This window comes from Tateyamaria sp. 7Alg 36 (assembly GCF_059882455.1).
This window is the reverse complement of the sequence record NZ_CM187613.1, coordinates 2275496-2292660: the sequence shown is the minus strand read 5'-3', so window position 1 is coordinate 2292660 and position 17165 is coordinate 2275496. Positions and strand designations below refer to the sequence as shown.

Here is a 17165-nt window from a genome sequence, read left to right as displayed (position 1 = left end):
TCAGGCCTTACCGGACAGGCGCTGGCGCAACTCGCGCAGGATCGGCAGCGTCTCGCGGACGCGGTCTTCGCCCAGATTGTCGATTACCTCGGCAATCATCGGGGCGATGCCGCTTAGCGCCTGTTCACGGGCGCGCAGCCCTGCGGGGCTGATCCCGACCATCTTGCGACGCGCATCGTCCCAGTCGGGGCGGATATGCACATATCCGGCCCATTCCAGACGGTTCAGCGTGTTGGTCATCGCCCCGCGCGTCACGTTGAATGTTTCGGCCAATTGCGCGGGCGTGCGTTCGCTTTCCAGCCATGCCAACTGGTTCAGCACCGAAAAATGCGAGATTTCCATCCCCTTGGGCAACACGCGGCTTAGGCGGTTACGCACCATCTGGTCCGCCGCCAATACTTCGCTGAACAGCGAAATCGCCAGTACATTTTTTTCAGTGCCCATACACTTTCAAGGGCCGACAAAGGGGCGCGCATTGTCCCGCGAAGGGATCCTTTTGCGCGCGTCGGCCACTTTTTCCATGTCTAAATCAAACGTATAAACGCCGCTTGCTGTCCCTGCGTCAAGGATGACGTTGCCCCAAGGATCGACCGCAAGGCTGTGGCCATATGTGCTTCGGGTCTTTTCAAAGCGGCTTGGATGGGTGCCGGTTTGGGCAGGGGCCAACACCCACGCGCCCGCCTCGATTGCTCGCGCGCGCAACAGGCTATGCCAGTGCGCCGCCCCCGTGACGGGCGAGAAAGCGGAGGGATAGGTCAGGATCTGCGCCCCGGCCGATACCAGCGCATGGGAGAGCTTCGGGAACCGCATGTCATAGCAGATAGCCATGCCCAGATCGCCAAACGGTGTATGGGCCAGCACCGCCCGATCGCCCGGACGGTAGCCCGAGGATTCGGTATATATCTCGGTGTCAGAAATATGCACGTCGAACATGTGGATTTTGTCATAGTGGGCCAGAACACTGCCATCCGCCCCAATAAGAAATGACCGATTCGCAAACCGGCCCTTTGGATCATCGGTCTTGAGCGCCAGCGACCCGATCAGGAGGTGGATACCGCAGTCGGCCGCGACAGCGCGCAGACCGGCCAGCGTGATATCCGCATCCTCGGGTTGCAGTACCTCTGCCTGATGCGCCCGACTGGTGGACAGACAATTCGTCACCTCAGGGGTCAGGACGAACTGCGCGCCCTGCGCTGCCGCCTGCCGCACCATGGCCGATGTGGTGGCCAGATTGGCCACCGGATCGTCCGACACAGTCAGTTGCAGCAGCGCGGTTTTCATCAGGCCGCCAGCAACGCGTCCAGCTTGCCCGCACGCTCAAGCGCATAGAGGTCGTCACAACCGCCCACATGTATGTCACCGACAAAGATTTGCGGCACCGTGCGGCTGCCGCCCGCACGTTTGATCATCTCGGGTTTGCGGTCGGGGTCTTGCAGCACGTCGACTTCGGAAAACTCGACGCCTTTCTCGTTCAGCAGCCGCTTGGCCGCATGACAAAAGCCACATAGCGGCGAGGTATAGATTTCTACTGCTTTCATATCAGTCGGTCCTTTTTGACAGGAATGTCGTTGGACACAGACTTAGGAGTCTTTCACCACGCGCGCCAGTACAGACACGCATACGTGTTGCGCACCGCCCGTCAAACAGGCGTCGGTACAGGCGGCGAGGGTCGCGCCCGTGGTCATCACATCATCGACCAACAGGATGCGCCGCCCCGCGATACGATGCCTGCGGCGCGGGTTCACGCGGATGGCGCCGTGCAGGATGTCAGCACGCTCGACCCTTGATTTACCATCCAGCGACGGCGTACGACGCGGTCGCTCCAACAGGTCGGCGCACCAGTCACAGCCCGTCAGCTTAGCCAGTTGCGCGGCAATCAGCGCCGACTGGTTGTAGCGACGTTTGGCAAGCCGCAGCCAATGCAGCGGCACCGGCGCGATCAGGGTTTCCAAATTCAGCAAGGGCCGCACAGACATTTCCATCCACCCTGCAGCGGGGCGGGCGATTTCCTGTCTGTCGCCATGTTTCAAGCGCAGCACCAAATCCCGCCCCATCCCAGCGTAAACCAGTGCGGCACGACCCTGCGCCCACGGTTTGGGATCGCGCAAACAGGCATCGCAATGCACGACCGTACCGGCAGCATCACCGGGCAAAGGCAGCGAACAACTGTCGCAAGCGGTGCCACCGATGAACTGCGTCTGCGCCCAGCACGCGCCGCACAGGCCAAAGTCGCTGTCCACCACCTGACCGCATCCCAGACAGCGTGGGGGGTAGATGGCGGCAAGTGTTGTTTGTAATAGGCTCATGTAATCCCTACCTCAGAAGCCCATGACCCAGAAACAGCCACCGTCCTCTTTTGCCGATCCGCGCGCCCTGCAGCGCAACCGCGCCCGCGCGCGCGCCGAGGCGCTGTTCCTGCAAGAGATTGCCCGCGACGAGGTCGAGGATCGGCTGGGGATGGTTAACAAACCCTTTCACAATGTCGGAATTGTGACCCCCTACCCCGACCTGTGGCAGTCCCGCATCGACGGGGCCACGGTGGTGCCCGACAGCGACACGATCGCGCTTGAGGTCGGCGCGCATGATCTGGTGGTGCACAGCCTCGGGCTACACTGGTCGGGCGATCCGGTCGGGCAACTGATCCAGTGTCGCCGCGCCCTGAAACCGGACGGAATGCTGCTGGCCGTCGCCCTGGGTGGCCAAAGCCTGCACGAGTTACGCAGCGTTCTGGGTCAGGCCGAGGTTGCGGTAACAGGCGGCCTGTCGCCCCGCATCGCCCCAATGGGCGAGGTGCGCGATCTGGGTGCGTTGCTGCAGCGGGCGGGTCTGGCCCTGCCGGTCGCGGATACCGTGCCGCTGACTGTGCGCTATCAATCCATGTGGCACCTGATGCGCGATTTGCGGGCGATGGGCGAAACCAACGCGATGGCGGCACGGCTGCGCCAACCGACGCGACGCGCGGTGTTTGATCACGCTGCCGAGCTTTATGACCAGAACTTTGCCCACCCCGACGGCGGCATCACGGCGAGTTTCGATCTGATCGTCCTGACAGGCTGGGCACCGGACGAAAGCCAGCCCAAACCCCTGCGCCCCGGATCGGCACAGGCACGTCTTGCCGACGCCTTGCGCACGGACGAAACGCCGCTGTCAGATTGACCTGCAAGCAAAAGCGTTTATCTGAACGTCAAACAGGAACAGGGACGCGCCAGAAATGCTCGATTCAAGCCATACCGCCAAACGTCCGGAACACGCCGCGGCGGACCATCCGGCGATCAAGCCAAAGCGGGTCGGCATTTTGCTGGCCAACCTCGGCACGCCCGACAATTACGACTATTGGTCGATGCGCCGTTACCTCAACGAATTCCTGTCGGACCAGCGGGTGATCGACTATTCCCCATGGCTTTGGCAGCCGCTGTTGCAGACAATTATCCTGACAAAACGGCCCTTTACGTCCGGTGCGGCCTACAAGTCCATTTGGAACCACGAGGCGGGGGAAAGCCCGCTGATGACGATCACCAAGGCGCAAACCGCCAAGATCGCGAAAGGTATGCAGGACCGGTACGGCGATCAGGTCATGGTCGATTTCTGCATGCGGTACGGCAACCCGTCCACCAAATCCAAAGTGCGCGAGATGATCGACGCGGGTTGTCAGAAAATCCTGTTCTTCCCGCTGTACCCGCAATACGCGGGCGCGACGTCGGCCACGGCGAATGACGAATTCTTCCGCAGTTTGATGGAAGAAAAATGGCAGCCGACGACGCGCACGGTCGAGCCCTATTTCGAACATCCCAAGTATATCGAGGCGCTCGCCCAATCCATCGAACGGGCCTATGGCGCGATGGAAACACGCCCCGACATTCTGGTGTGCAGCTATCACGGCGTGCCGATCCGGTACCTGATGGAAGGTGATCCCTATCACTGCCAATGCCAAAAAACGACGCGCCTGTTGAAGGAACGTCTGGACTGGCCCGATACGGACATCAAAACCACGTTCCAGTCCAAGTTCGGCCCCGAAGAATGGCTGCAACCCTACACCATCGAGGAAGTCGCGCGACTGGCCGAAGCGGGCAAAAAGAACATCGCTGTCTGTGCGCCCGCATTCTCGGCGGATTGCATCGAAACGCTGGAAGAGATCAACGAAGAGATCAAGGAAAGCTTTGAAGAGGCCGGTGGCGAGACCTTCACCTATATCCCCTGCCTCAACGACGATGACGCGCATATCGACGCGCTGAACACCGTAATCGAAGAGAATTTGAAAGGCTGGCTCGACTAAGGTCGGGCCGCTTTACCGTCACGGTTTTCAGGGTCGTGACCGGAAACGAAAAAAGGCGGCACTTGCGTGCCGCCTTTTCAATTTTCAGTGCAACAGACTATTAGTCTGCAACAGCCGCAGCAACGACGAGCAACAGCAGCAGGGGCAGAACGATACCGCCCGAGGAGCTACCTGTTTCTTCGACGATGACAGGTGCTTCGATGATCGGATCGGCAGGAGCGCCGGCAAATGCGGTCGAAGCAGCAGCAGTCAGAGCAGCAGCGAGAACGAGTTTTTTCATATTAATAACCTCCAGTTACGCGCGCGGGCATAGAATACCACAACGCACCCAAGACTTACCTCGTATCACTGTGTAAACAGGATTGCAGAACGAAAGCAAAGTGTGATTCAAACGCATCGCTTTCGATCCGACAAAATGTCGTCAAATAAGCAACACTTGTGTGCCCACTTTGGCCATCCCGAACAGCTCTGCAATGTGCTCGTTGTACAAACCAATGCAGCCATTGGACGATTTACGGCCAATTTTGCGCGTATCGTGCGTGCCGTGGATGCGATAGTAGGTCCAGCTCAAATACAAGGCATGTGTGCCCAGCGGGTTATCTGGACCGGGGCCGATATAGGGTGGCCATTCCGGATTCCGCTTGAGCATCGAAGGTGTCGGACGCCAGCTTGGGCCGTCCACTTTCTGGATCACGCTTGTGCGGCCACGACGGGTCAGGTCGTCGGTCAGCGGCACGCTGGACGGGTACAGTTTGTAAACCGACTGGTCCTCGTTCCAGTAGTGCACGGCGCGGCTGTCAATATCGACAAGGATCGCACCGTTGCGCAGATTGTCGAAGTAAGGACGCCAGTCCAGCGTGCGGAAGCTGGAGACGTTGCGGCGCACGGATTGTGTCGGATCACGCTCTGCCTGACCTGCGGACAGGTTCTGGGCAATCGCGGGTGCGCCGATGAAAGCCGCCGAACCCGCCAGAAAGGCGCGTCTGGTGGTAGAATTAAACGATGATTTGGACATTAGATGTCACTCCTGAATCTTTACCTGCCATTTGTGCATAAGATATTGCGCGAATGTCGCAGTCGCAAATCAAAGACGCGTCATCTTGCAGGATCACGCCGATGTGCGTTTGTAATGCAACGCGCAAAGGTCTATCGACATGCACAAATGTCTCTAATGATGTGCAGGTCCCATGCGAATTCTCTCTTTCCTTCTGGTTGCCCTTCTGACGCTCAGCGCATGTGCCACGCCCCAAGCACCGACCATCGGTGATGACGGCCGTCCGCTGCCAAAACTTTACCGTATCCGCAACAACGACACCGCCAAGCTGCAGTTCCGCATGCTGGATTCGGTCAACGCATTGCGCAGCGCCCAAGGCGCCCCTGCGGTCGAACTGAACCCGCAGCTGAACGCCGCCGCCGCGACCCATTCCAAGGACATGTCCTTGCAAAACCGCCCTTGGCACTTCGGTTCTGACGGCTCTTCCCCGATCGACCGCCTTGCGCGCGTTGGCTACAACGGCCGTCTTGTTGGCGAAAACATCTCGGAAACCTACGAGACCGAGCTTGAGACACTGGCCGCATGGATGGAGCAGCCTGACACGCGCCGCACCATCGTTGCGCGCGATGCCCGCGACATGGGCTTTGCATGGTTTCAGGAACCCAATGGCAAAATTTGGTGGACGCTTGTGATGGGCAACCCCGGTGTTGCGCCGCTGATCCCTGCCGCCAACCCGTCGGCAAGCCGCCTTGTGCCGGATCGCGTTGATAATCCGGATGCCGCCGTGGACAATACCGACGAAAACACCGTCGTCGGTACCACCACACCGGCCAGCTGATATCAGGGATTGATCTGGATGGGCGTGCCGTCACGCACCATCGCATAGATGTCTTCCATCTCTTTATCGGTCACGGCAATGCACCCCCACGTCCAGTCGCCTTTCTCGCGACGGAACAGGTTTGAATTGCCGTGGATAAAGATATCGCCACCTGGCGGTTTCCCGAGCGCTGCCGCCTCTGCACGGTCCTGACGGTTGGGATAGGAAATGCCCAATGACAGGTGGAACTTGCTGTTGGGATTGCGACGGTCGATCAGATACGTCCCTTCGGGCGTCTTGCCGTCACCCTCGTAAAACTTGTCGCCCAGCGGCGCGAAGCCAAGGTCGATCTGGTAATCCTTCAGCACCCTGTTGTGGTGCATCAGGTACATTTTACGCGCCTCTTTATTGACCACCACATAGGTGACTTCGGGGCCGCGATAGGTTTTGAACTTGCTCTCGGTGCATGCGCCCAGCCCAAGGGCCGCCACGCCCCCCATCAGCAGATGTCTGCGTTTCATCTCAATACTGTCCCACTCGGGTTATTTTTTCATTGCAGCGCAAATAACACTTTTGCGTGCACGCCGCCTAGCCGGTTTCTGTTTGCGGCCCATCACCAGAACGTGATGGTGATTTAGGGATCACGCTTGTCCAGCTTGGCTTCGATCGCATCAAGACGGTGCAGAACCAGATCGCGATAGCTGTCAGTGGCGGCGTTCGATTCCTCGGCATGGGCGTCCTGCATCGAGTTCACGATCAGACCAACCAACAGGTTCACAACGGCAAAGGTGGTCACCATGATGAACGGTACAAAGAACATCCACGCATAGGGGTAAACTTGCATGACAGGGCGCACGATGCCCATCGACCATGACTCCAGCGTCATGATCTGGAACAGGGAATAGCCGCTGCGACCCAAGGTGCCGAACCATTCGGGAAAGCTGGCCCCGAACAATTTGGTCGCCATGACCGCGCCGATGTAAAAGATCATCGCCATCAGGACAAAGACGCTGCCCATGCCGGGCAAGGCCGTGACGAACCCTTCGACCACGCGGCGCAGGGACGGCGCGACCGAGATGACGCGCAGTACCCGCAAAATCCGCAAGGCGCGCAGCACCGACAGCCCGTCACTCCCCGGTGCAAGGGCGATCCCCACGATGACAAAATCAAAGATGTTCCAGCCGCTTTTGAAAAACGCCATGCGGAACACGAACAGTTTGGCAATGATCTCAGCCACGAAGATGGCAAGGCACACATGGTCGATGATCGCGATCAGCGGCCCGACATGGTTCATCGCGGTTTGCGACGTTTCAAGCCCAAGAGTGATCGCGTTCACGATAATCACGGCCATGATAAAGTTGCCGAATTTCGGCCCGTTCAGAATTTCGGCCAAGCGCGCGCGATCAATCATCATCTGTCTCCTTGCGTCACCGCATATGCGACAGACGGAACGATCCGACAAGTTCTACATGCGCTGACCAGCGGAACTGATCCACTGGCTGCACCCATTCGAGGACATAACCGGCAGCGATCAGCGTTGCGGCATCGCGGGCAAAGGTCTGCGGGTTGCAGGACACATGGGCGATGACCGGCACCTGTGCGGTCGCAAGCTCCGCGATCTGTGCGGCGGCCCCTGCGCGGGGCGGGTCGATCACGGCGGCGTCGAACTTTTTCAACTCGTCCGGCAGCATCGGGCGGCGGAACAGGTCGCGCGCGACCGATTGCACCAGTTTGAGGCCCTGCGCCTGCCGCCATCCGGCGTCCATTGCGGCAACCATCTCCGGCGCGCCCTCGACCGCCATGACTTCGGCCTTGGCCGCCATAGGCAGCGCAAAGGTGCCGCAGCCTGCAAACAGGTCGATCACCGATTTGGCATTGCCCACAATTTCGGACACCAGCGCGGTCAGCGTGTCCTGCCCATGTTGCGTCGCCTGCAAGAACGCCCCGGGCGGGGGTGTAACCCGCGCTGCACCCATCACTTGGGCGGGGGGCATGCGCATGCCGATCAATTCGTCGTCCCACGTGAGGCGCGCCAAGCGGTGGCTTTCGCACAAGCCAGCCAGCGCGATACGCAACGGCCCATCCAAGGGTTTGCCGCCAGTGACGGACACATCCAGTCCTTCGATACTATCGGTCACGGTGATCGCCAGCGCGCCTTTGCGGCTGGACCCGACCTGCGCCAACGCCTCGGCCAAGGGGGGCACGGCAGCCAGTGTCGGCGTCACAAGGATGCAGTTTGGCACCGGTATGATCGCATCGGACTTGCGCCCGTGAAACCCGACCAGCGCGCCTTTTTTCGTGCGGCGGGCCGAGAATGTGGCACGGCGGCGCGAACGGTCCGGCGAGGTCAGTGTCGGGCGAATGTCGGTTTCGACCCCGTGCACCGACAGCGCGGTAGCCACCAAGGCGCGCTTCCAGTCCGCCACCAGATCATCGCTGGCGTGCTGCAACTGGCATCCACCGCAGGATCGGAAATGCGGGCATGGCGCGGCTACGCGGTCCGGCGAGGGGGATTCGATGCGGATATTGTCCAGCGTATCGCCGTTCACATCGCCGCTCACCACTTCACCCGGCAGGGTAAGGGGCACAAAAAGCGGGCCGTGGGCGACGCCGTCGCCTTGCTGACCCAATCGTTCAATTGTCACTGTTGTCATGGATCAACGCCTACCCGCAGCGCCGCGCGGGCAAAAGCCCTATTCGGCAGCCTTGGTGCTGATGAAGCCGCCCGATTGACGCCGCCAGTACCGCGCATAAAGCCCGCCCTTGGCTAACAACGCGTCATGCGTGCCCTGTTCGACAATCCTCCCGTCATCCATCACCAGAATGCGGTCCATCTCGGTCAGGGTGGACAGACGGTGCGCAATGGCCAGAACCGTCTTGCCCTCCATCACCCGTGACAGGGCGGACTGGATTGCGGCCTCGACCTCGCTATCAAGGGCGCTTGTCGCCTCGTCCAGCACCAGAATGGGCGCGTCTTTCAGGATGGCACGCGCCAAGGCGATGCGCTGGCGCTGGCCGCCGGACAGTTTCACGCCGCGTTCGCCTAGATGCGCCTCATACCCGCGTCGCCCCTTATGGTCCTGAAGGGCAAGGATGAATTCGTGCGCCTCGGCCTTTTCGGCGGCAGCAATCATCTCTTCATCCGTGGCATCGGGACGCCCGTACAGAATGTTGTCCCGCGCCGACCGGTTGAACATCGCGGTTTCCTGCGTCACCAACCCAATATTGCGACGCAGGCTTTCCTGTGTGACCTGCGTTGTTTCCTGCCCATCAATCCGAATTGCGCCGCTTTCCGGTTCATAGAGACGCAAAAGAAGCGACACGAGCGTCGATTTCCCCGCACCGGAGGCACCCACAATGCCGACTTTCTCGCCCGAGGCGACCGTGACCCCAATGTCCTGAATGCCACCTGCATCCCGCCCATAGGCGAAGCCGAGATCATCAAACACGATCTCGCCATTCTGTACCTCAAGCGTGGTGGCGCCTTCGGCATCCTCGACCCGTGCGCGCGGTGTGAGGGTACGCACGCCATCCTCAATCTCGCCCACATTGGAATAGATCGCCATGAGGGTGAAGCTGACCCAACCGGTCATCTGTGCGATGCGGATCGCCACGGCACCTGCGGCCACGATATCGCCCGAAGTGGCCAGACCGCGTTGCCACATCAGGATGGTCCCGCCCAACAACAGCACAGGCAAGAGCCCCGCCAGAGACATCAGTGCAAACCGGAAACCTGCCGCCAGAACGCCGAACTTTACCGCATTGGTGCGAAAAGTCGCCATCGCGCCAAGCGCCGCCTGATCCTCGTGATCGTCATGGGCGAACAGCTTGACCGTTTTGATGTTGGTGATCGTATCAACCACCTGCCCCGACACCATCGCCCGCGCCGCCGCCCGACTGGCCGAACGTTTGCGAATGCGCGGCAAATACCAGCGGATCAGCGCGAAATAGGCGACCAGCCAAACGGCAAAGCCCAACGCGACCCGCCAATCAATCGCCAGCAGCAACAGGACCGACCCGACAAGCGAGGCAAGCGCGAACGCGACCACGTTGATGAACTCGGACACCACATCGGTCACAGCACGTGCGGCCTGCATCTGCTTTTGCGCGATCCGCCCTGCAAAATCGTCGTCAAAAAACCCGACCGCCTGCCCCAGCGTCCAGCGGTGCAGACGCGACAGCACCAGCGGGTTCACATTCGGCTGCACAACAATGGCGTTGGACGCCGCGCTAAGCCCGAACAGCACAGGCCGCGCGATCAGGAAAAACACCAGCGCCCCGACCAGCAGGCCGACATTTTCGACTGCAAAGAACCCGTCGGGCCCAAGCGAGACTGTTGCATCAATCACCCACCCAAGGATCAGGGCGGTCCCCGCCTCGAGCGCGCCCGCGACGGCAGAACAGAAGGCCGCAAACCACAGCGCGGGCCACGCCCCCGACAGACACCAGCGCATGAACGGCCACAGTTCTTGTGGCGGTGGCCCGTCGGCCCTGCGGAATGAATCGATCCAGTTTGCTATCTTCACGTGTCGACCTCGGCATTGATGAACCCGCCCGATTGGCGCGCCCAGAACTCTGCATATAGGCCATGCGCCGCCAAAAGCGCGTCATGATCCCCGTCTTCGACAATCTTCCCGCCATCCAGCACCAGAATGCGGTCCATTTGGGCGATGGTGGACAGGCGGTGGGCAATGGCAATGACGGTCTTGCCCTCCATCATCTTGTACAGCGTGTCCTGAATTGCGGCCTCGACCTCGCTATCGAGTGCGCTTGTCGCCTCGTCCAGCAGCAGGATCGGCGCGTTCTTGAGAATGACGCGGGCCAACGTGATCCGCTGCCGCTGCCCGCCAGACAGTTTCACGCCCCGCTCGCCCACTTGCGCGTCATAACCGGTACGCCCTTGGGGGTCTTCTAGCGACAGGATGAAATCATGGGCCTGCGCCTGCTTGGCGGCTTCGATCAACTGTGCCTCGGTCGCGTCGGGCCGGCCATACAGAATGTTGTCGCGCACCGACCGGTGCAGCAGGGAACTGTCCTGTTGCACCATACCGATGTTCAGGCGCAGGCTGTCCTGCGTCACCTTGGTGATGTCCTGACCGTCGATTTCGATCGTGCCGGATTCAGGGTCGTAGAACCGCAACAGCAGCTTGACCAAGGTCGACTTGCCCGCGCCCGAGCGTCCGATCAGGCCCACCTTTTCACCAGGGCGGATGACCATATCAATCGCGTCCAACCCTCCTGTGTCGCGGCCATAGTGATGGGTCAGACCGCGCGCGACAATCTCGCCACGCGCCATCTGTAGCGGCACCGCATCGGGCGCATCCACCAAGGCGATCGGCTGTGCAATCGTCTCCATCCCTTCGGCCACGACGCCCAGTTCCTGAAAGAACGAGGTCAGCGCCCACATGATCCAGCCGGTCATCGCGTTCAGCCGCAAGGTCAGCGCCGTCGCCGCCGCCACGACACCCACGCTCGCCGCACCTTGGGTCCACAGCGCGATGGCCCAGCCCACAACGCCGACGATTAGCAAGCCGTTCAGGACAACCAGCACCACGTCCATAATGGTGAAAATCCGCATCTCTTTCTGGAAAGTGCGCCGCGTGTGTTCAATCGCATCGCGGGCATAGTCCAACTCGCGGTCGTGATGGGCGAACATCTTGACCGAATGGATATTGGTATAGGCATCGACCACCCGCCCCGTCAGCGATGACCGCGCGTCTGACGACGCTTTGGACGCGGGGCCGACGCGCCGCACCGTCCACACCACAAGGCACCCGTACAGCAGGAACCACAGCGCAAGCGGCAACAGCAACCGCAGGTCCGCAACACTCAGCAACACCGCCGCCCCCAGAAAATAGGCCAGCGAGAATGAAATGGCGTCGAAGACCTGAAACACCACCTCGCCCGCTGATCTGGGAGTCTGCATGATGCGGTTGGCGATGCGTCCGGCAAAGTCGTTTTCGAACCACCCGACGGATTGGCGCAGCACATGTTTATGCGCGCGCCACCGGATCAACGTGCCAAAGTTCGGCAGGATCGTGTTGTTCAGCAGCATCACGTCCAGCAACTGGATCGCGGGGCGCAACAACAGGACAAAGACAGACACCGCGATTACTTCGGTCCCGTATGTCGCCCAGAATTCGGACGGTTCGGTCCCCAGCAGATCGACTATCCGCCCCATGTAGTAGATCAGCCCGACCTCGATACCGGCGACCAGCAGCGACATGATCCCCGCCAGCACAAACACTGCCTTGAACGGCTGGGAATAGGCGCGCAGGAAGGGCCAGATGCGGGTCGGCGGCGTGTCGGTTTCGGTATAACGGGTGTACGGATCGACGAGCGATTCAAAAAAGTTAAACATGCGGGACGTCTCTTAAACGGGAATTGAAACATGGGTGTGACGCAGGCCAAGGCCCGTGCCGTCACCTGTGACGGTCTTCGACAATGTCAGATGTCGTTCCAGATCCCGCGAAACATGCCGTAACCCTCCGTATCTGCGCCGACCCTAGCCGCCGTTTTCACAAAAGTCACGACCCCAGAAGCTGTGCTTTTTTCTTGGCAAGATCCGAAGCGAGCCATTCGGCCTTTTTTTCCGACAGGGCCGCGCCCAGCGCCTTGCCTTGCAGGGGCGCAAGATCGCTGGCCTGCACCGGAAAACTGGCCGCAGCGCCCAGCGCAACATCCGCTGTGACATCGACGGCTGGCATCGTGTTTGCCATCGCCGCACGCAGCAACATCGCCCCAAGGCCCGCCTGTTCCCCCGCGAGGTAGCCAACGGCCTTCGCCCCCATCATCGACATGGAATGGTCACGGATCAGCGCCAGTTGCTTTTGCTGCGCGCGCGACAGACGCAACCGCGCCTCGACTTCCATACCGCCCAGCGCAGCGAGGCGCGCCATAGGGTTGGGGGCGCTACCCACAACCCCTTCCAGATGCACCAAGGGCGCAACGAATGACGGATCCGCAGCGGGCAGGATACGGGCAAGAACGCCGGTCTGCGCCATCACCGCCAAGGAAGGCGACGGGTCGGGCGCGGAAAGAAGTTTGACCATCTCCGCGCCGATGCGTTCGGCAGAAAGTGTCTCTAACCCGTCCAGATTCGCGGCAATACCGCTGAGTGCGTCGCTGTCCCATCCATTAGTGGGATCGGCATAATAGGCGTGAAACCGGAAGAACCGCAGCGTGCGCAGATAATCCTCGCGGATCCGCGTGCCAGCGTCTTCGATAAATCGCACACGCCGCGCCAGCAGGTCGGGCAAGCCGCCCAACGGGTCGACAACCGTGCCACGGGCATCGGCATAAAGCGCGTTCATCGTAAAATCCCGCCGCAGCGCATCGTCGCGGATATCACGCGAGAACGCGACCACGGCACGCCGCCCATCCGTCGCGACATCCTTGCGAAAGGTTGTAATCTCGAAAGGGGTGCCTTTGACCACAACCGTCACCGTACCGTGGTCGATGCCGGTGGGAACGGCGCGAAAACCGGTGGCGTCAGCGATGGAGATCACCTGATCCGGCGTGGCGTCAGTGGCGATGTCGATATCGCTCGCCGCGGCGCCCAACAGCGCGTTGCGCACACATCCCCCGACGAACAGCGTGCGATATCCACCCTGCCCGATGGCGGCGCATAGCGCCTGCGCGGCGGGGTCGGTCAGAAACGCGGTTTCAGGGTCTAGGGTTTTGGCAGTGCTTCGGTCCATGCCCGCAATATACGCGCGGTCGCGCCCCAGATGTAATAGGGCCCGTAAGGTACCGTGTAATAGGCGCGCTGCTGCCCGCGCCAGCGGCGGGACTGTACGACGTATTGCGCGGGATCAAGGACGTGTTCCAGTGGTACGCGGAACACCTCGGCCACCTCGCCCGCCTCGGGTGTCGCGTCGAATTCTCGAGTGATCAGCGCAACCACGGGCGTGACCATAAAGGAAGTGACGGTTTCATGGGGCGCAAAAGTTCCCAAGACCTCGACAGTATCGATGGGCAAGCCAATTTCCTCGTGCGCTTCGCGCAGGGCCGTGGCGATCAGGTCGGTGTCGCCGTCGTCCTGTTTGCCACCAGGAAAGGCGATCTGCCCCGGGTGATGCTTCAGCGCCGAGGACCGCTTGGTCAGGATCAGATCATAGCCCCCTTCCCGCGCTATGATCGGCGCCAGCACGGCGGCAGGGCGCAGCTTGCGATCCGCAGGAAGCGACACGGACGGGTTCAGATCAAAGTCCGAGGAAGGATCACCGCCCCGCGCCAAGGCGGCACGGGTGCGGGAGAGCAGATCACTCACTGGCGTTGTCTTTTGCCTCGAACCCAACGGTGGCCGGATCAAGATCGTAATGCGCGCCGCAGAACTGGCAATCAGCCGTCACGCGTCCCTCGTCCGTGGTCATCGTTGCGATGTCACGGGCCGAGTAGATCGACAGGCTTTGACGCACGCGATCTTCGGAACAGGAACAGCCAAAGCGCACAGGCTGCGCTTCGTAAACGCGCGGCGCTTCTTCGTGGAACAGACGCAGCAACAGATCGGTCGGTGGCACTTGCGGGCCGATCAGTTCCATATCCTCGACCGTGTCCAGCAGGATATTGGCGCGGTTCCAGTTCTCGGATTCATCTCCGTCCAGCAGATCATTCGCCGCCAGCAACTCGCCCGTGCCTTCGCCTTTGGCCATCAAGGGCGACGCTTTGGGCATGTGTTGCAGCATCACGCCACCCGCACGCCAGTGTTCGGCGACGTTTGGTTCAGACGATAGGCCGAATTTGAGCTGGAACCGGGTGGGCAACTGTTCGGACTGGGCAAAATACGCCTCGGCACAGGCCGACAGCGACCCGCCTTCCAGCGGCGTGATCCCCTGATAGGGTTTCATCCCCTCGCCCTGATCAATCATGATGGCAAAATACCCTTCACCCACCTGATCGAACGGCGCGCTGTCGGTCAGACGGTCCGCATCAAAGCTGGCATAGGCGCGGATACGTGCGACACCGCCTTCATCCTCGGGCGCATAGTAATCAGTCGCAATCATGCGCACCGCCCCTTTGGACTGCACCTGAAGGGACAGTTTCCAGCGCAAGCTGATCGTCTGACCGATCAACGCAGTCAGCAGCGCCATCTCGGCGACAAGCGCTTCGACCTGACGGGGATAGTTGTGTTGTTTCAGGATACCATCCAACACGCCATCCAGACGCGCAACGCGTCCGCGGATGTCGGCCGCATCAAGTTGAAAGGGCAGGACGGTGTCGTCCCACGCAAGTTGTGTACCAAGAGTCATGGGGTTTCCTTTGGCGCCGCGTGTTGGCATTTTGACGCCCTATATAGGATGCGATGGCAAAACTGAAAGAGGGTGCTTGTGAACCGACGTATCGGAGACCCCCCGCAAAACGGGCGCGCCTACACGGTCAGGCACGGTGCCTACGCGATTTTGCCACGCAATGGTCAGGTTCTTTTGACCTGTCAGTTCGGGACAAAACCGGATTTCCAACTGCCTGGCGGCGGGATCGACTCGGGCGAAAGTGCCGTGCAGGCGCTGCACCGCGAAGTGTTCGAAGAAACCGGTTGGCGCATCGCCCGCCCCCGCCGTCTGGGTGCGTTCCGGCGGCATGTGTACATGCCGGAATATGACATGTGGGCGGAAAAGGTCTGCCATGTGTTTGTCGCGTGGCCCGCCATGCGGATCGGTGAGCCAACCGAACCTGATCATGCCGACATCTGGATGCATCCCGAAAACGCAGCGCATGCGTTGGGCAATGATGGCGACCGGATGTTTCTGACCCGCTATTTTTCCTGATCGGGACCGTGATATTCGAACAGAATGCCCGACACGTCGTCGGGAAACCGCTGCTTGTCCGCGAATGTTTCAAGATGTTCCAGCAACTCGTCGAAAAAGACGGGGCCAGAGACATCCGCGAGGGTGTGCATGATCCGTTCAAGCCCGTCTTCTTCCAGCATCCTGCCATTCGGGGCGGGGCATTCCGTCACCCCGTCTGACAACAGCAGCAATCTGTCACCGGGTTGAAGATGTGCCTCGAATGCGGTGAAGGAAATCCCCGACATCAGGCCCACGGGGAAACCGCCGGGGCCTGTCTGTTCAATCGTTCCGTCCGCACGCTGTATGGCGGGATGCGGATGACCGGCCTGCGCCATGCGTACCTTGCCCGTGTTCAGATCAACAATCGCCAGAAGCAGGGTAAAGTAATGTTCCGTCTCCATTTCGTCGAGGACAAGATCGTTTAGGGTTTCGATGACCTGTTCGGGGGGCAAGGCCGCAAAACCGCCATTGCGGCGACGGTGCAGCGCGACATTCTGATCCGGCGCCGCAGCTGACAGATAGCCAGCAAGCCGCGCCGTCATCAGGGCCGAACTGACGCCGTGCCCCGACACGTCAATCGAGAACAGGCCAAGATGCCCCTCGCCCGCGTCGAAGAACCCGACCAGATCACCGCCGACATGGCCGCTTTGCCGCAGCATCAGCGACACATCGCCCGAACCGAACGCCTTGTGACGGTCCCGCACCAGCGATTGCTGCAACTTCTCGGCCTCGCGCAGATCACTGTCGAGAGCGTCATAAACCCGTTGCAGTTCATCCAGCGTCTCGGTGATTAGCGCATTCTTGTCGGTCAGTTCGCGCTGCATTTGCAGGATACGCTCACCCGCGGCCATGCGCGCGCGCAGCTCGGTCGCGTTCACGGGTTTAGACACGAAATCATCCGCGCCCGCCTCAAGCCCTGTTGCGATCTCGTTCTTCTCGCTCTTGGAGGTCAGGAGGATGAAATAGCCGTATTTGTCACCGGACCGTTTGCGAAACGCACCGCAGAATTCAAGGCCCGTCATACCCGGCATCATCCAGTCGCTAAGTACAAGGTCGGGCTGGATACGGGCCGCGATGGTCAATGCCTCTTCGCCGGACTCGGCGTCGTACACATCAAAGCCCCAGCGTTTCACCATGCTGCACAGAATTTTGCGCTGCACGCGACTGTCATCGACAATCAGAACCCGAAGGCGCGCATCCGGCAAGGCGTGGGGGTTCGGCGCGACGTGCTCCGACCCTGCGGCTTTGAATTTAACATTCATCTTGCAATATTTTCCAAACTCTATGCCGGAC

At 60.6% G+C, this 17165-nt stretch carries 19 protein-coding genes; 4 read left to right on the top strand and 15 right to left on the bottom strand.

All coding sequences use genetic code 11. The features are described 5' to 3' along the window. The 4 genes from AC6GQJ_RS11235 to AC6GQJ_RS11220 are packed head-to-tail and all read right to left on the bottom strand — an operon-like array spanning nt 1 to nt 2306. Nucleotides 1-444 (bottom strand): MarR family winged helix-turn-helix transcriptional regulator, encoded by a 444-nt coding sequence (locus tag AC6GQJ_RS11235; protein WP_500768222.1) that lies wholly within the window; start codon nt 442-444, stop codon nt 1-3. Nucleotides 445-450: 6 nt separating this feature from the next. Beyond that, nucleotides 451-1281, bottom strand: coding sequence for a carbon-nitrogen hydrolase family protein (locus AC6GQJ_RS11230; RefSeq protein ID WP_500768220.1), 831 nt, complete (start codon nt 1279-1281; stop codon nt 451-453). After that, entirely contained in the window at nt 1281-1538 is a 258-nt protein-coding gene (gene grxC, locus AC6GQJ_RS11225) for a glutaredoxin 3 (RefSeq protein ID WP_500768218.1), read from the bottom strand. Before grxC ends, AC6GQJ_RS11230 begins: the two co-directional genes overlap by 1 nt. Before the next feature lie 42 nt (nt 1539-1580). After that, nucleotides 1581-2306 carry a double zinc ribbon domain-containing protein gene (locus tag AC6GQJ_RS11220; protein WP_500768216.1) on the bottom strand — a complete coding sequence of 242 codons (726 nt, stop codon included), beginning with the start codon at nt 2304-2306 and terminating at the stop codon, nt 1581-1583. A gap of 22 nt (nt 2307-2328) precedes the next feature. Between AC6GQJ_RS11220 and AC6GQJ_RS11215 the strand changes: the two genes are divergently transcribed. Together AC6GQJ_RS11215 and hemH are read left to right on the top strand one after the other, a co-directional pair. Continuing rightward, the gene (locus tag AC6GQJ_RS11215) at nt 2329-3156 is read left to right on the top strand and encodes a methyltransferase domain-containing protein (protein WP_500768214.1); all 828 of its coding nucleotides are present in this window, start codon (nt 2329-2331) and stop codon (nt 3154-3156) included. 55 nt (nt 3157-3211) lie between these two features. Continuing rightward, the gene (hemH, locus tag AC6GQJ_RS11210) at nt 3212-4273 is read left to right on the top strand and encodes a ferrochelatase (protein ID WP_500768212.1); all 1062 of its coding nucleotides are present in this window, start codon (nt 3212-3214) and stop codon (nt 4271-4273) included. Nucleotides 4274-4373: 100 nt separating this feature from the next. Here hemH and AC6GQJ_RS11205 read toward each other — a convergent pair whose 3' ends face one another. After that, nucleotides 4374-4553, bottom strand: coding sequence for a hypothetical protein (locus tag AC6GQJ_RS11205; protein ID WP_500768210.1), 180 nt, complete (start codon nt 4551-4553; stop codon nt 4374-4376). 141 nt (nt 4554-4694) lie between these two features. After that, complete coding sequence (locus AC6GQJ_RS11200; protein WP_500768208.1) at nt 4695-5288, bottom strand: L,D-transpeptidase; 594 nt, start codon at nt 5286-5288, stop codon at nt 4695-4697. A gap of 172 nt (nt 5289-5460) precedes the next feature. Here AC6GQJ_RS11200 and dalA point away from each other — a divergent pair, with 172 nt between their 5' ends. Continuing rightward, nucleotides 5461-6105 carry a divisome-associated lipoprotein DalA gene (gene dalA / locus AC6GQJ_RS11195; RefSeq protein ID WP_500768206.1) on the top strand — a complete coding sequence of 215 codons (645 nt, stop codon included), beginning with the start codon at nt 5461-5463 and terminating at the stop codon, nt 6103-6105. A gap of 2 nt (nt 6106-6107) precedes the next feature. Here the strand turns inward: dalA and AC6GQJ_RS11190 are convergent, their stop codons facing one another. From AC6GQJ_RS11190 to hslO, 8 genes are all read right to left on the bottom strand, one after another. After that, nucleotides 6108-6605 (bottom strand): L,D-transpeptidase family protein, encoded by a 498-nt coding sequence (locus AC6GQJ_RS11190; protein WP_500768204.1) that lies wholly within the window; start codon nt 6603-6605, stop codon nt 6108-6110. 113 nt (nt 6606-6718) lie between these two features. After that, a complete protein-coding gene (locus AC6GQJ_RS11185) occupies nt 6719-7495 on the bottom strand; it encodes an ion transporter (protein WP_500773899.1) in 777 nt (258 codons plus the stop codon). 16 nt (nt 7496-7511) lie between these two features. Further along, complete coding sequence (locus AC6GQJ_RS11180) at nt 7512-8738, bottom strand: class I SAM-dependent RNA methyltransferase (protein WP_500768202.1); 1227 nt, start codon at nt 8736-8738, stop codon at nt 7512-7514. 39 nt (nt 8739-8777) lie between these two features. Then, on the bottom strand, nt 8778-10610 hold the full coding sequence (locus tag AC6GQJ_RS11175) for an ABC transporter ATP-binding protein (RefSeq protein ID WP_500768200.1): 1833 nt from the start codon (nt 10608-10610) through the stop codon (nt 8778-8780). Continuing rightward, on the bottom strand, nt 10607-12445 hold the full coding sequence (locus tag AC6GQJ_RS11170) for an ABC transporter ATP-binding protein (protein ID WP_500768198.1): 1839 nt from the start codon (nt 12443-12445) through the stop codon (nt 10607-10609). Before AC6GQJ_RS11170 ends, AC6GQJ_RS11175 begins: the two co-directional genes overlap by 4 nt. Nucleotides 12446-12611: 166 nt before the next feature. Continuing rightward, nucleotides 12612-13784, bottom strand: a complete 1173-nt coding sequence (locus AC6GQJ_RS11165; protein ID WP_500768196.1) for a CCA tRNA nucleotidyltransferase — start codon at nt 13782-13784, stop codon at nt 12612-12614. After that, on the bottom strand, nt 13757-14356 hold the full coding sequence (locus AC6GQJ_RS11160) for a CoA pyrophosphatase (protein ID WP_500768194.1): 600 nt from the start codon (nt 14354-14356) through the stop codon (nt 13757-13759). Before AC6GQJ_RS11160 ends, AC6GQJ_RS11165 begins: the two co-directional genes overlap by 28 nt. Continuing rightward, nucleotides 14349-15335 carry an Hsp33 family molecular chaperone HslO gene (gene hslO / locus AC6GQJ_RS11155; RefSeq protein WP_500768192.1) on the bottom strand — a complete coding sequence of 329 codons (987 nt, stop codon included), beginning with the start codon at nt 15333-15335 and terminating at the stop codon, nt 14349-14351. Before hslO ends, AC6GQJ_RS11160 begins: the two co-directional genes overlap by 8 nt. A gap of 78 nt (nt 15336-15413) precedes the next feature. Between hslO and AC6GQJ_RS11150 the strand changes: the two genes are divergently transcribed. After that, nucleotides 15414-15851: an NUDIX hydrolase gene (locus AC6GQJ_RS11150; RefSeq protein ID WP_500768190.1), complete on the top strand. Its 438-nt coding sequence runs from the start codon at nt 15414-15416 to the stop codon at nt 15849-15851. Here the strand turns inward: AC6GQJ_RS11150 and AC6GQJ_RS11145 are convergent. Beyond that, entirely contained in the window at nt 15839-17134 is a 1296-nt protein-coding gene (locus AC6GQJ_RS11145) for a PP2C family protein-serine/threonine phosphatase (protein WP_500768188.1), read from the bottom strand. The genes AC6GQJ_RS11150 and AC6GQJ_RS11145 overlap by 13 nt on opposite strands. Nucleotides 17135-17165 lie beyond the last annotated feature (31 nt).